Origin of the sequence: Sporosarcina sp. YIM B06819 (genome assembly GCF_033485175.1) — a bacterium.
Classification (GTDB): domain Bacteria; phylum Bacillota; class Bacilli; order Bacillales_A; family Planococcaceae; genus Sporosarcina.
Map to the genome: position 1 here is coordinate 24301 of NZ_JAWLIQ010000002.1, position 14658 is coordinate 38958.

At 37.9% G+C, this 14658-nt stretch carries 13 protein-coding genes; 11 read left to right on the plus strand and 2 right to left on the minus strand.

Annotation, left to right across the window (positions count from 1 at the left end):
- The 8 genes from R2B72_RS01630 to R2B72_RS01665 all read left to right on the plus strand — a co-directional run bounded on the left by R2B72_RS01630 (nt 1) and on the right by R2B72_RS01665 (nt 8156).
- Nucleotides 1-1212: an HpcH/HpaI aldolase/citrate lyase family protein gene (locus tag R2B72_RS01630; protein WP_318614397.1), complete on the plus strand. Its 1212-nt coding sequence runs from the start codon at nt 1-3 to the stop codon at nt 1210-1212.
- A complete protein-coding gene (locus R2B72_RS01635) occupies nt 1209-2588 on the plus strand; it encodes a phosphoribosyltransferase family protein (RefSeq protein WP_318614398.1) in 1380 nt (459 codons plus the stop codon). Before R2B72_RS01630 ends, R2B72_RS01635 begins: the two co-directional genes overlap by 4 nt.
- Nucleotides 2589-2605: 17 nt before the next feature.
- Nucleotides 2606-3715, plus strand: a complete 1110-nt coding sequence (locus R2B72_RS01640; protein WP_318614399.1) for a cysteine protease StiP family protein — start codon at nt 2606-2608, stop codon at nt 3713-3715.
- A 14-nt stretch (nt 3716-3729) separates the two neighbouring features.
- Entirely contained in the window at nt 3730-4533 is an 804-nt protein-coding gene (locus tag R2B72_RS01645; RefSeq protein ID WP_318614400.1) for an HAD family hydrolase, read from the plus strand.
- A 61-nt stretch (nt 4534-4594) separates the two neighbouring features.
- The gene (locus R2B72_RS01650) at nt 4595-6229 is read left to right on the plus strand and encodes a YceG family protein (RefSeq protein ID WP_318614401.1); all 1635 of its coding nucleotides are present in this window, start codon (nt 4595-4597) and stop codon (nt 6227-6229) included.
- 21 nt (nt 6230-6250) lie between these two features.
- Entirely contained in the window at nt 6251-7324 is a 1074-nt protein-coding gene (locus tag R2B72_RS01655) for a toxic anion resistance protein (RefSeq protein ID WP_318614664.1), read from the plus strand.
- Between the two features lie 43 nt (nt 7325-7367).
- Complete coding sequence (locus R2B72_RS01660) at nt 7368-7541, plus strand: hypothetical protein (protein WP_203247742.1); 174 nt, start codon at nt 7368-7370, stop codon at nt 7539-7541.
- Nucleotides 7542-7706: 165 nt separating this feature from the next.
- Nucleotides 7707-8156 carry a HEAT repeat domain-containing protein gene (locus tag R2B72_RS01665; RefSeq protein WP_318614666.1) on the plus strand — a complete coding sequence of 150 codons (450 nt, stop codon included), beginning with the start codon at nt 7707-7709 and terminating at the stop codon, nt 8154-8156.
- Between the two features lie 97 nt (nt 8157-8253).
- On the opposite strand, the gene R2B72_RS01670 is transcribed toward R2B72_RS01665, so the two are convergent.
- Both R2B72_RS01670 and R2B72_RS01675 read right to left on the minus strand, forming a co-directional pair.
- The gene (locus tag R2B72_RS01670; RefSeq protein WP_318614402.1) at nt 8254-9939 is read right to left on the minus strand and encodes a glycoside hydrolase family 20 protein; all 1686 of its coding nucleotides are present in this window, start codon (nt 9937-9939) and stop codon (nt 8254-8256) included.
- A 170-nt stretch (nt 9940-10109) separates the two neighbouring features.
- A complete protein-coding gene (locus R2B72_RS01675) occupies nt 10110-11015 on the minus strand; it encodes a chemotaxis protein (RefSeq protein WP_318614403.1) in 906 nt (301 codons plus the stop codon).
- A 1018-nt stretch (nt 11016-12033) separates the two neighbouring features.
- On the opposite strand from R2B72_RS01675, the gene cyoE reads away from it, so the two are divergent.
- From cyoE to R2B72_RS01690, 3 genes are all read left to right on the plus strand, one after another.
- Nucleotides 12034-12963, plus strand: coding sequence for a heme o synthase (cyoE, locus tag R2B72_RS01680; protein WP_318614404.1), 930 nt, complete (start codon nt 12034-12036; stop codon nt 12961-12963).
- A gap of 182 nt (nt 12964-13145) precedes the next feature.
- Nucleotides 13146-13745, plus strand: coding sequence for an adenylyl-sulfate kinase (cysC, locus tag R2B72_RS01685; RefSeq protein WP_318614406.1), 600 nt, complete (start codon nt 13146-13148; stop codon nt 13743-13745).
- Nucleotides 13746-13931: 186 nt separating this feature from the next.
- Nucleotides 13932-14645, plus strand: coding sequence for a phosphoadenylyl-sulfate reductase (locus tag R2B72_RS01690; protein ID WP_318614407.1), 714 nt, complete (start codon nt 13932-13934; stop codon nt 14643-14645).
- Nucleotides 14646-14658: the final 13 nt, after the last annotated feature.

Sequence of the window (14658 nt, forward strand, 5' to 3'; positions counted from 1 at the left end):
ATGAAGCACTTCGATTATGAAACGCCTGAAAGAAAACGCGAGATTTTCTTTAAAGAGCCAGAATCATTTACAAAATATGCGGATAAAGAAACACTTTCATATGCGCTTGGCGCAACGTTATATATGCCTGCAACTAAGAAGAGCATCGCCCAAGATTTGATTGACAATAAATTTTCGGAATTGACCTCAATGGTCATTGATTTGGAAGATGCAGTTGGCGACCATCAATTACAAGAGGCAGAAAATCAATTGTTTGAACATATGAAGGCGTTGTACGATGCACTAGGAAAACAACTAATTACAATAGACGATTTACCACTCATTTTTGTTCGCGTAAGAACTCCACAACAAATGAAACGGATAACGGCTCAGTTTGGAAACTATCAACGCGTTTTAACAGGGTATGTTTTCCCGAAGTTTTCATATGAAACAGGCAAAGAATACTTAGCTATCCTCAAAGAAAACAATCGTGATGATATTTTCTTATATGGCATGCCTATTTTAGAGTCCTCTGACATTATCTACAAAGAAACAAGAATCGAAACCTTATTGAATATTAAAGAACTAGTAGACTCATACCGTGACTATATTCTAAATATTCGGATAGGTGCTACGGATTTTTGTGGCTTATTTGGTATTCGCAGAAATGTTGATACGACGATTTATGATGTTTCACTTATACGAGATTGTTTGACAGATATTTTGAATATCTTTAATAGACAAGACAATGGTTATATCGTTTCAGGCCCAGTATGGGAGTATTTCTCGAAAGACCAACGAATTTTAAAATCGAAACTGCGTATGACACCCTTCCAAGAGCGTTACGGTAGAACGGGTATGCAAAAACGAACTGAAATCATCGACCACTATATTGATGGACTGATCAATGAAGTGTTGTTGGATCGATTAAATGGCATTGTAGGGAAAACGGTTATCCACCCAACACATATTAAAACGGTCCATTCCCTCTACACAGTAAGCCATGAAGAGTATTTAGATGCTTTGAGCATTATGGCGAATAGCGAAGGTCAAGTAGGCGTCTTGAAGAGCCAATATAATAATAAAATGAATGAAATGAAGCCGCATTTATATTGGGCAAAGCGAATTTTACAACAAGCAAGTATTTTTGGTGTTTATAATGAGGATCAAGATTTTACGAGTTTAATCATAGATACGCAACCACAAGAGGCGCTTTACGAGGTGAGAGTATGACATCGAGTGTTCTTTCAACAAGAGAAACTTACCACATAGTGGATGATTTAACTGTGGAAGTTGGGGTACATCAAAATCCTTATCAATTCCAGTTAGATGAGCTATTTCAAATGGCTACACGTATTAACAAAAAAAGAAGCTTTCTGTTTGTTAGTAAGGTATTGGGTAAGCATCTTGCGGTCAATCCCCATACACCTTTGCTAGTAGGTAGTTTATTGGCCATGCGCTATATGGAAGTCGTTCATGGTCTTAATGATCCGCGTGCCACTGCAATCGCACAGGCAATTCAAACCAACGAGCAAACAGAGCAACTGCTAGCTTCCATTCGGAATAAGCCTATTGCACTTCCGAGGCTTACTACATTTATTGGTTTTGCGGAAACTGCGACAGCACTCGGTCACGCTGTTTTTAGCACATTTAACAATAATGCAAAATACATTCATACAACAAGAGAACAAATCAATGAGCGCACATCTATCATCGATTTCGAGGAAGAACATTCACACGCTACGAGTCATCGGGTCTATGCACGGGATTTACAATTCTTCCAAGATGATAGCGAAGTCGTTCTCGTCGACGATGAAATCACGACGGGAAAGACTGCCATCAATATTATTAAGACGATTGTAGCTGCATACCCTTCCAAAAAGATATTTACAGTAGTGTCTATTTTGGACTGGCGTTCAGTAGAACATCGACAAAGATATCGTCAACTGGAGAAGGAATTAGGCATCACTATTCACGCTGTTACACTAGTAGATGGTGACGTCACTGTTACAGGCCAGCCTGTTTTAGAAGAAAGCGTTGTTGAAGCGGCTTCGGAAAGCATACAAGAGCTAACTTATGTGTCCATGAAAGGATTTATGGCTAATGAGTTACTCGAACGCGTTACGTCAATCAGTGCAAATGGTAGTCGCAACTCCTCTCCTTATCTAACTGCAACGGGGCGATTTGGACATACAATTGAAGAAGATAACACCTTTTTACGTCAGCTTGAAATGGCCGCTTGTCATATCAAAAGGCAACGAAGAGGGGCTAAGACATTAGTCGTAGGAACTGGAGAGTTCATGTATGTACCCATGCAAATAGCCTCTTATATGGGTTCAAATGTATATTTCCAAGCCACTACTCGCAGCCCAATCTATCAAATCGATAGGGAATCTTATACTATTCAAAACAAATTTACTTTTGATAGTCCTGAAAACACAGGTGTAGTAAATCATCTATACAATATTAAACCGCATCAATATGATGAGATTTTTATTATTGTTGAAAGAATGTCATCTGTAAACGGGTTAGATACATTACTAAAAGAGTTAAGGAAAACACAAATTCCATATGTCACGATCGTCACCATGACAGAGCAGTTTGAATAGAGAGAGGGATCTAGCACATGCTTACATCAATAGCGAATCCAGATAAGATGGGCAGTTACGGAGAAGACGATGTCATCTTTTTACTGCGCGATATAGGTCATTCTGTCATAGAAACAGCAACTGAAGAAAGAGAAGGACTCATTCAGGGGGGGACTCATTATTCTGAAATGCTTCCTGTAGAATATCAGCCAAATGAAGACTATATTTCCTTGTTCCACGATACATTAGAGTTGTACGCTAAACGAATTGCGGTGGCTGTTGGCGTCGTAGCCGAGCAAATCAAAAGACGCAATGGCCTAGACGAATTAGTACTAGTTAGTTTAGCCAGAGCAGGTACACCAATTGGTGTGCTAATTAAGAGATACTTACAGCGTAAGTATCAGGTTACAGTACCTCACTACTCCATTTCTATTATCCGAGGGCGTGGTATTGATGAAAGAGCGATTGATTACATTTTTGAGCAGCATGCCAAGGCGGAAATCCAATTTGTCGATGGCTGGACAGGAAAAGGTGCGATTGCTACCGAGTTAGAGGAAGCCTGTTTGAATTATAATGCTACCCACATTAACAAAATTGACGCAAGTCTGGCGGTCTTAGCAGATCCAGGTCATTGTGTGCAAATTTATGGCACAAGAGATGATTTTTTAATTCCATCTGCTTGTTTGAACTCAACCGTTTCTGGACTAGTGAGCCGAACCGTATTAAATTATAATTTTATGGACAAAGGTGATTTTCACGGGGCTAAATATTATAAAGAATTGGCGGATGTGGATGTTTCAAATTTGTATGTGGATACTGTTGAACATGAATTTGATAACGTGCAAAGTGAAGTACAGCAAGCTTTAGAGGCAATTGAGCAAGAAGATGCTATACCTTCATGGAAAGGGTTACAATCCGTTGAGCTGATTCAACAGAGGTTTGCTATTGACAATCAACACTTTATTAAACCTGGTGTTGGGGAAACAACGCGCGTATTACTTCGAAGAGTACCATGGAAAATCCTTGTGAATCCTGTCCTAGCCAATGATTTAACGCATATTATGATGCTTGCTAAAGAACGCAATGTTCCTATTGAAGAGTTTACAGAAATGTCGTATTCTTGCTGCGGCCTTATCAAAGAGTTATAAAGGTAGTGTCTTCCTTGATATTATTTACGTCAGATCTAGATCGTACCTTAATTTATTCAACAGCTATGATGAAAAAATATCCTATTCACGGTGCAGTGACAGCGATTGAATATAAAGATGGTAAGGCGATTGGTTTTATGTCGCGGCGGTCTATCGAACTGTTACAACAGTTTCATAAAAACCATCTATTTGTACCTGTCACAACGAGAGCTATTTATCAATACGAACGAATCCATGCCTTTCAACAGTGGATTCAGCCTAAATATGCCATCACGAGTAATGGTGGCACGATTTTAGTGGATGGTAAACCCGATGCCGTGTGGGGGCAATTGATTCGCGAGAAAGTAGCGTCGACAGCACTTCCGAAAGAAGACCTATTAAACTTATTTTCCAGAATTCGTCACGAAGAGTGGATTGAAAAACAACTTGATATGGATGGTTTATTCTTTACGTTTCATGTCAACCGACAGTGTATTCCGTATGAAGAGCTTTTCGCGTTTGAAAAAGAAATCATTGAAATCGGATGGCGATTGTTTCTCCATGGTAGAAAACTGTATATTCTTCCTAACCAATTAAACAAAGCGTTTGCAGTGGCCCATTTGCAAAATTATGTGGATTACGATATGCATGTTGCGGCGGGAGATTCACTCATGGACTATGATATGCTGATGCAAGCAGCCATTGGCTTTAGTCCTATGCATGGTGAGTTATTTGAGAGGCAAGAAAATGATTCGAAAATGACGTGGTTAACAAAAATGGGTGCAGCGTCAACAGAACAATTGTTAGGTCATTTGTTGGAAATGACGACAAAGAAGTAAAAGGGGCTCAATTGTACATATGGTGTGGTGTGATGGATCTTAGTGGAAGGGAGAGCGTTAGGTGAGCAATCTGCAAATAGAACCTATTTTATATACTTCAACAACGGATTGGTTGGCACTATTTCTTGCGACAACTCGGGATAGACCATCCTATGTAGTCAATGACACGACTTTTCGATTTAACCGAATAGGCTTGCGTGTCTTAGGAATTCCTTTAGTTGAAGATGAATATTATAATTCCTTGTTCGATATGCACAGTAAACCATTCATTCATGTCTTAAGCGAAGATTTAGATAAAACCATTGATAAGCAAGACTTTCAAGCGATACAGGAAATTCTAGTCCTTCACCAAAAAGAGCCAAAGGGCCTGTCTGTTAATCGGCTAATTGCCTTTATGTATGGGAAAAATCTAATACCGAAGCACAAGGATCCTGCGATTAACTACCATGTGCAGTTATCTACGTTGAAAATTGTTGATTATTTCCAACGACGACAAAATAGCGGCTTACAGTCACCTGAATTCCGTAGATTTCTCATTGATATTGTCAAGTGGTTAAAAAATCACTGGGAGAAATGGTCTGAGTCTTTAACAATTGGTGAGGATTTCCCGAAAGTCGTTTGGTATGGTGAATTATCAAGTAGTCAAAAATATTTTTTATTATTGCTAATGGAATTCGGCTGTGATGTCGTTATTTTTCATCCAGGGGCGGAAGATTTATTTGCAGAAGTAGATCCGGACAATCAATTTTCTGTTGTCTATAGCTATCCTGACAAAGGACAATTGCAACCTTTTCCAACAAAAATTAGAGATCGAGAAACGACCGTAGCGTATCGTGCCAATAAACAGCTGGAAAAGATGTTGAATGACCATCGATCGGGTGTTTTTAAGCCATGGCAGTTTAGGGAGCATATTCCCGCTGCACTGACGTTGCGTATGACGTATGATGATGTCTTTATTTATTCAAAAGAGAAGGCCATGATTCGACCGGATTTCAAAATTGATGAAGATCGCGTAACGATTCCTGTTGTTTTCGCAAAAATACAAGGGATGTCGACTGATCGAGCGGATTACTGGCAACGGATGCATCAGTTAACGAGTGACAAGCATGCGTTGTCTATTCTCCAGTTTCCTTATGCCAAAACAACAAAAGCCAATTATCATTTTCATTATCAGCAATCCTTAGATCGGGACGGCTCATTATCACCCGATAAGATGGTAAAAAGTAATTGGTGGCGCTATGGACATTTGTATGCGGGCTTGCAAAATGCCATTGCCTATACAATAAAAGAATGCTGTGAACATCCTAAACTGATCAAGTTGGCTCATGAATCAGCGTATGATTTGCAGTTATTCATCTTTAAACAAGCGAGTATGCTACCAGAAGAAATTCTGCAATTACTACAAGGATTTGACTATTCTCAAGAAGTACCTCGACTTGTTTTATATAATATGGAAACGAATGGTGCACCTTGTCGTGAAGATGCGGCTTTGCTGCAATTTCTCAATCGGTTTGGGGTAGACATTATTCTCTATAATCCAGCGGGGCATACAGATATTGAAGAATTTATTGATCCTACTAACTATGATGTGCATTGGTTGGAGGATATGGTGTTTGAGCAACAATATCAAGAATACCAAGCAAAAGAGCAATCGATATTTAAGAAATTCATTAATATTTTTTCTGATCATAAATAGATGGGGGATTTTACAGTGACAATGCCAGTTGTACTCCAAAAAGACGGTTTAACTGAACAATCAGCCAATGAATTACGACTCCAATTACGTCAAGAACCACAAGTATTGCAAATTGTAAGCAAGATGGACATTCGAGATCAAACGGAATTATTATCGCTTGGCAGAGAGCCTGCAGATCGCTTGTCTCGCTTTTCGGATCGTATTTTGAACACGATGACGATGTCAAAATTGGATGATTCGGGAGAATTACTCAATCAGTTGGAAAAATTGATGAAACGATTTGATCGTAACGAAATTACGAAAGATCCAAGCTTTCTCGATAAATTATTTAAACGTGCCAAGCAACAAGCGGAAGCAATGTTTAAAAAGTATCAGACATTGGGGAGCGAAATTGAAAAGATTCATGGTCAATTTGCTATTATTGAAGAAGAACTTAAGCAATCTAACCGTGAATTAGAAGGACTTTATGAAGAAGATGTGGAATACTATTTTGAATTAGAGAAATATGTGGTAGCCGCGGAAATTAAGTTAGACGAAGTAATGCAAACATTAATCCCACAATGTCAGCAAAAAGTAGAAAATGGCGACCAAATGGCACGAATGGAACTAGAAAACTTAGTGGCTGTGAAAGAATTATTAGAACGTAAGATTGATGATTTAGAAAAAGCGCGTATGGTTGCCGTTATTGCTGCCCCGCAAATTAAAACGATGCAAAGAGGGAACAATGATTTAGTCGCTAAAATTAATAGTGCCTTTGTGACGACCATTCCGATTTTTAAAATGGGTATCATCAATACGGTTAGTGCTAAACGTCAAAAAGTGCATTCTGATTCTTTAAATGCCTTTGAAGATCGGGCTAATCAGATGTTACAAGATGTGACGAGTGATATTATGAAACAGAGCATTGAAATAGCACAGCGTTCAGGTAGCTCTAGCATTAAAATGGAAACAATTGAAAATATGTGGGATACGATTGTGTCAGGAATTGATGAATATAAAAAAGTAAAAGAAGAGCAATCTATGCAACGTATCGAAGATCGTAAGCGCTTGGAAACCCTTCGGGAAGATGCGAAAAAAGTATTATCTATGAATTGATCAAATTTGGGGTATAATAAAAGAAACAATGGGGGGATATACAATGACTGAACAGAAAAAAATGAGTTTAAAAGAAGCTATCCAAAAACAGTTAGAAGCAAAGAAAAATAATACGGCTACTAACAACGCTAAAGGAAATGCAGGTTCATCTGCAAAGAAAATGCAAAGTCAACAAGCCAAAAAAGTAAGTAGCGCACGCAGAAAAATGGGTTCATAATATAACAGCGCAAACCAATTAAATAGTTGGTTTGCGCTGTTTGTTTGACTTGCATCAATACAATTCAAAGTTTGTATGCAAAAATGCATAAGCCTAATGGATTAGTGTGGTACAATACAAGTTCAAGTAATCTTGAGGAAAACAGTATTGCGAATCAGAAGGAGATTGGAATCTTTGTCAATAAAAAACGAATTACCGCCAAATTATGAGGAATTAAAAAAATCAATCAACCGAACATCAAACTGGAGAGAACGTTTGGATGCGATTGAAGAATTAGGTCAGTGGAAACATAAACGAGTGATCGATGTACTCGTATTTAGAATGGAAAACGACGCGGTCTATAAAGTACAAGAAGCTGCTTATCGTCAACTGAAAAAGTTTGGTGAAGATGTTCAATTACCTGCAAGAAATGAGCATGAATTAATTAAAGATGCAAATAAAGTATGGTCGAGAATCAAAAAAAGCTTGCCAGCGGATCATACGTATGAAGAATTTAAAGAAAAACTGAAAAAGATGCGTTTAGATTTGTATGACACGTATGAAGGTGATAAGGGCGCTGATTTTGATCAGTGGCTTGAAAACACTTGGGAGACGGCTAAGGTAAGACGGCGTTAAGAGTTTTGGGGGCATTTGCCCCCAAAACATCCCCAATTAAACGCTTTTTTATGATTAACTTGTTGCCCGAAAACTTACCTTCTTTTTCATATTGGTTTCACTTTATACTAACTTCACCTATGGCTAATACTGGTTGAACTTCAGGTAATTTACTACCTTTTTCAAATCCAGCAACATTGCCTAACCTTAGGCAATTCTCTGCAAATGTATGAAAGTCAGTTACTTCATTACTTTTACTATTCCAAGATTTTGTTGCCAAGGAACGTAATTCTTTTGCGATATCTTCAGTTATTACGTCTTCTCCAACTATGTCTGGATTATCATTCCATATAGCTAAAGATGCCCCTTTAATATAGTCTGAATGATCGTCAACGGTATTTCTATCAAATTTACCAGGTGTCCATTCATCATATATTCTTCTATCTTGATTTAAGAAATCAAATGAATGTTGTTCACGTCCATCCTGCGGTACATCATTTCTCAATACATAATAAAAATATCCGGCATTTAGATTGTAAATATCTTTATGTCCCTTTTCTATAAATGTATTTAGTTTTGCGATACTAGGATTCCAACTCATTTGCGACCAAAAATCGATACCAATATAATCATTGAGTTGTATTTGTTGCTTTGCCTCATCTAAATTATCTTCTCCATAATAAATGCCATCATTAAAAATTCTAGGTTTAAAGCCACCATCATATACATGGGCAGCTATTTCGTTAATATAATTAGCCATTACATCTTTCCAAGTAAATCCTGAACCTAATGTTTCATATGCATAGTCATCTAAAACTACCTTATAATCTGAAGTAAATGGTGGTCTATCGAATTCCATATATTCATCAGCGCCTATATGAAAATCGGTAGTGCCTTCAAATAATTCCATAAACTCACTATAAAGTCCTTTTATATAAGTTATTGTCTCGGGATTTGTTACATCTAATGCTACTTTGCTCTTATTACCGTTTTTATCTATTTGTCCATATTCTGGATGTGATTTTAATATATGTTCCACATGACCTGGAGTATCTAAAGAAGGTATAATATTTATTCCATATTTTTTAGCCTCAACTAGAATTTCCTTTATTTCCGACTTTTTCAAATATCCATCCTGTGAAACGATTGTTGGATCAAAATCACTTTCAATTCTAAATCCTAGGTTCTCTGAAAAGTGAAGTTGGATTGTATTCATTTTCATGTATGATAATTGTCTTATATGTTGAATAATCCAATCTTTTGAAATATACTTTCTGCCCATATCAATATGAACGCGTCGTTCTGATAAATTAGGATAATCAATGATTGTTCCATAAACTAAACTATTTTTATTAGTAATCATTAATTGTTGTATTGTACGTAATGCATATAGAGCAGCATTTTCTGATGCAGCAACTATTTTTACTCCTTGGGCTCCAATTTTAATTGAATAAGCTTCTTCACTATTCATCTCTTTTATAATTGGATTGTTTCTATCTAAAGTTATTACTATATCTTTAGACGATACTTCTGATTCTTCGGCATATACTTTTTTTATTTCTACCCTTGTAGGGATTTCTTTTGCTAAGAATTCAGCTGATACTAATTCTACAACCTCTTTTAGTCTTGAGTGCTTTAAGTAGTCGTCTGTATTTGGAATAACAAATCTAGTTGATTCATCCATCGTCCATAGATAAGGTTCTGCGTCTACTTTATATGATTGAATGATTGGTAATGCTAAACTAGCTAATTGGTCACCTGTTAATTGGGATTCCTTTTGACAATTGAGATTTTTCTTATCCATTTCTTCATCTCTCCTTAAATAGCATAGCGTTGTTTTCATTTGTTGTCCTCTTTTTTTATTTCAAAAAAACAGTGAGGGAAATGAAATCGTGCAAAGTGAACTGGTTGAAAAAAGGCTCTTTGATGCTAGCACAATCGAAGTATGGCAAAAGAATACTAGGACAATTTGTATTATAAAATATGCTTATCAATTTTCAAAATTAGCTCTGCAATTTCTGGTTTACTAATCTGATCGACTGCGCCGACTTGATGACCCTTATGGCGAAGCTCGTCCGTAATTAAACTGGAGAAAATAACAACCGGTAATTTAGATAACACTGGATGTGTTTTGATTTTCTTAGTCAAATGGTGGCCATCCATTTGTGGCATTTCGATATCGGTGATGACAAACTGTACGTGTTCGCTAATATCCCCACCTTTGCCGACGAGGGCTTCCAAATGGTCAAAAGCTTCCCGACCATTTTCAAAAAACTCAAGATTGACATAGCCGGCTTCAGACAATGTGTCAGATAATAGCCTACGAAGTAGCGGGGAGTCTTCCGCAATGACAATTTTCTTATCCGAACGTTCCCGTTTACCTAATTTTTTTACAGCATCGATATGAATGCCTGTATCGGGGTTAATATCTACGACGACTTTTTCAAAATCAAGCAGTAGAATCATTTGACCTTGATATTTAATGACGCCGATAATTTGTGAATTGCCGCCTTGGTACATTTCAGAAGGTTTTTCAATCTGCTCCCAAGAAATTCGATGAATTTGCGATACGTTGTCTACGTGGAAAACGACCGTTTGTTTGTTAAATTCAGCAACAATAAATTTCTGTTCAGCACTGCGATTATCTGTAGAGAGGCCAAGTACTTTGACCATGTCCACCACGGGTAAAACTTCGCCGCGTAGTTGAATAATACCTTCTACATGTGGGTGAGCATGCGGGATAAATGTAATCGGAATCGGTTGAATTATTTCCTTTACTTTAATAACGTTAATGCCGAATTTGCTGTTGCCTACTTCAAATTCAACGATTTCAAGTTCATTTGTACCGCTTTCTAGTAAAATCCCTTTATGATCTTGCATGAATTCATCTCCTTTATCTAGCTTTAGTAATTCGATTGTATCATGAAATGGTCATATATCCTACATTGTGTGTATAGGTCTCTTGTACTCAATAAAGTAGAATAGGGCACTTCTATTAGTTAACCATTTACTTGCATAAATCACAAGTAAGCGAGGCTTGAAAACCATCTCTTTCTCTATATCATTTCCGGTTCGCTTTCGGCAAACTATTCACGACATAATTCCTCCCCCGAGGAGCAAGCATGACTAGAAACGACTTCGTCATTTCTAGCCATGCTTTTTTCGGTCATCCTATTATGAATAGTTGCCTGTCGCGTACCTACATTGCTTTAGTAAAAAATGCAGTTGCGTGGAAAGAAAAGAATAGATGACTTTTTATAAAGATTGTAAGTGCCCGAAGATACAATTTCGGGCACTTTTGTACTAGGTACAAGTTGTTTCTACTTTACTTGTTGCAAGCTTTATGAAAAAGTGACACTTCTCAAAATAAAAATAGAAAAGATCATGGTAATAGATTCGGCTGCCAAAATTGTATCTTTGGCGGCCCTCTCTAGTTAAGAAGCACTCAATTCCTTCTTCCCCAAAAGCATTAGCCCTTCGTGTATCTGCGTTTTTGGAGAGCGGCGAGTGAACGACCGCCATACGATTGCCGAAAAAATGCATAGGGATGCGGCGCAGTCGCATCCCTATGCATAAAAATAGCACGGTTATTGTATAGAAGTCGTTTAACCCAAGCGATCCAGAAGCAACAGTACATGTAGTGCCTAGTATTTGATTATGTTATTTTCGGTTTAATCAATACGCGTGTGAATAAGGGATAGTATACATTTGATTATAAATCAAGTGTCAAATTTTGAACTTTTTAACTGGGACTTCACTTTTTCTTCAACGAACTGAACAATTTTCTTTGTCTTCATTGCAGAGTAATAGTAAAATGAATGCAAGCATGTCAGTGTCCCCGATTTTGAGCATTCATTACATTGGAAAACATCTGGCGATTTTGAGGAGAGAAGAATAGATGACTAAAGTTATGATACCTTCTCAGCAGAAGGTAGAGAAATCTACACGATCGATTGCCACCCAAATTGCTGATTTAAAATCACTGTTTAAGGGAATCGTCTTAATTGCAAATGTTTTGCCCGTTCTTACTGGATTTTGGTTAGCATTGTATTTTTCGAATACGACTCTCGGGGCTAATTGGGAAGTCTTTTTGCTAACAATGGCAGGAAGCACGTTGGTAATGGCAGGTGCATTAATTCTTAATAATTGGTATGACGTTGATATTGACACGGTCATGGAGCGCACGAAAAAACGTCCGACGGTTACGGGCAATATTTCTTTAAAAACCGTTTTGACGTTGGGCATTGCCTTATCATTTTTAGGTTTTATCGTGTTGTTTTTTACAACGTTTGAAGCTGTTATTTACGCATTTATTGGTTGGTTTGTCTATGTCATTTTGTATACAATGTGGTCAAAACGTAAATATACATTGAATACAGTCATTGGTAGCGTATCAGGCGCCGTGACGCCGTTAATTGGCTGGACAGCAATCGCGCCCGGTTATCATATTGTACCAATTGTACTAGCGCTAATTTTATTTATTTGGCAAATGCCACATACATTTGTCATTGCTATGAAGAAATACGATGAGTATAAAGCTGCAAAAGTTGCAATGCTGCCCGTTGTTCGTGGCTTTGCGTTTACGAAGCGGCAAATTGTCGTTTATGTAGCTTGTTTACTTCCATTGCCGTTTTTGTTAGGGTCACTTGGTACAGTCTTTATTGTCATTGCGACTTTATTGAATGTTGGCTGGTTGATTGCGAGTTTAACCGGGTTTACAACAAAAGACGATTTGAAATGGGCACATATGATGTTCCTGTTTTCAGTGAATTACGTAGCGATATTATTCTTAACGATGATTATTGTTACGTTACCGATTTTTAGTTAAGCACGATGTATAGTGGACAAACCGAGCAAATCTTTTCACTGATTTGCTCTTTTTTTTGACTTAAAGCCTATTAAACAGATAAGAATTAAAAAATAGTCTGAAAAGTCATTGACATTTCCCGTTTTTCTCCTTACTGTTAGAACATGTTCAGTAGACTACTAACAAATAAGGGGGAGAAGGTAATGGCAGCGTCAACAAATATTGTGTGGCACGAATCAGAGGTGACGAAAGAAAATCGCCAGCAACAAAAAGGTCATAAAAGTGCAATTCTTTGGTTTACGGGATTATCTGGGTCTGGCAAGTCAACGATTTCAGTTGCGTTGGAAACAGCATTGTATACACAAGGATTTCATACGTACCGATTAGATGGCGATAATGTCCGTCATGGCTTGAATAATAATTTAGGGTTTAGTCCCGAGGATCGGACAGAAAATATTCGTAGAATTGGCGAAGTATCCAAATTGATGGTCGACGCAGGTTTGTTTACGTTGACGGCATTTATTTCTCCGTATCGTGATGATCGTGAACAAGTGCGCCAACTTGTTGAAGCGGATGAATTTATCGAGATTTATGTGCAGGCTAGTTTAGAAATTTGTGAGCAGCGTGACACAAAAGGACTTTACAAAAAAGCAAGATTAGGTGAAATCAAAGGTTTTACAGGGATTGATGCACCTTATGAAGAGCCCACTCATGCTGAAATCGTCATTGACAGCCATCAATTAAGTGTTGAAGAGTCTGTCGAAGCCATTATTACTTATTTGAAGGACAATGATTATATTTAAAAAGTAGCTATTGTCGTAACATTTTGAGATAAAGGGAATAGAATATCTTAAAGCCTACTTGACTTATAGGGATTGTAAGGATATTATAATCAATAATCATATGCTGACTACAAAAAGTAGAGGCGATTTTAATCGATAACAGATTAAAATCGCCTTTTTTAAAAACTAAAGAAAGGGGGTTTGATTATGGTAAAGCAGACGTACACGGATTGGATAGAGTCGGATCAGAATTTTGGAATCGACGATGAAACAAAAGGAGCGCTTAATGTATTGCGCTGGGCGTATGGCGCTTATGATGAGGAGCTTGTCTATGCTTGTAGCTTCGGAGTGGAAGGAATTGTGATGATTGATTTAATCGCACAAATTAAACCGACAGCTAAAGTCGTATTTTTGGATACGGGGCTTCATTTTCCAGAAACGTATGCACTGATTGACGAAGTGCGGCAACGTTATCCGCAATTGGCGATTGAATTGAAAAAGCCAGCCTCTACGGTGGAGCAGCAAGCTGAACAGTTGGGTGACAAGTTGTGGGAACGACAGCCGGATCGTTGTTGTTATTTGCGAAAAGTGATCCCACTGCGTGAAGCATTGAGTGGTGCAACTGCTTGGCTGTCTGGACTCAGGAGAGAGCAATCTCCATCAAGAAGTCAGACGAATTTCGTCAATAAAGACGAAACATTTCAATCAGTTAAAATATGTCCGCTTATTCACTGGACGTGGGAGGATATTTGGGCATATGTTGACCAACATCAATTGCCCTATAATCCTCTGCATAATCAGGGCTATCCAAGTATTGGCTGTGCACCTTGTACGATGCCAGGAGATACAACGACAGGCTCGAGGTCGGGACGATGGGCTGATCAAACGAAGACAGAATGTGGCTTGCATAAAACTAACTAATCTAATGGGGGAA

What these genes read in the sequence shown, in the direction of transcription:
- R2B72_RS01630 (WP_318614397.1), top strand. Translation starts at nt 1, where the DNA reads ATGAAGCACTTCGATTATGAAACGCCTGAAAGAAAACGCGAGATTTTC.
- R2B72_RS01635 (WP_318614398.1), top strand. Translation starts at nt 1,209, where the DNA reads ATGACATCGAGTGTTCTTTCAACAAGAGAAACTTACCACATAGTGGAT.
- R2B72_RS01640 (WP_318614399.1), top strand. Translation starts at nt 2,606, where the DNA reads ATGCTTACATCAATAGCGAATCCAGATAAGATGGGCAGTTACGGAGAA.
- R2B72_RS01655 (WP_318614664.1), top strand. Translation starts at nt 6,251, where the DNA reads ATGCCAGTTGTACTCCAAAAAGACGGTTTAACTGAACAATCAGCCAAT.
- R2B72_RS01660 (WP_203247742.1), top strand. Translation starts at nt 7,368, where the DNA reads ATGACTGAACAGAAAAAAATGAGTTTAAAAGAAGCTATCCAAAAACAG.
- R2B72_RS01670 (WP_318614402.1), bottom strand. Translation starts at nt 9,939, where the DNA reads ATGGATAAGAAAAATCTCAATTGTCAAAAGGAATCCCAATTAACAGGT.
- R2B72_RS01675 (WP_318614403.1), bottom strand. Translation starts at nt 11,015, where the DNA reads ATGCAAGATCATAAAGGGATTTTACTAGAAAGCGGTACAAATGAACTT.
- cyoE (WP_318614404.1), top strand. Translation starts at nt 12,034, where the DNA reads ATGACTAAAGTTATGATACCTTCTCAGCAGAAGGTAGAGAAATCTACA.
- cysC (WP_318614406.1), top strand. Translation starts at nt 13,146, where the DNA reads ATGGCAGCGTCAACAAATATTGTGTGGCACGAATCAGAGGTGACGAAA.
- R2B72_RS01690 (WP_318614407.1), top strand. Translation starts at nt 13,932, where the DNA reads ATGGTAAAGCAGACGTACACGGATTGGATAGAGTCGGATCAGAATTTT.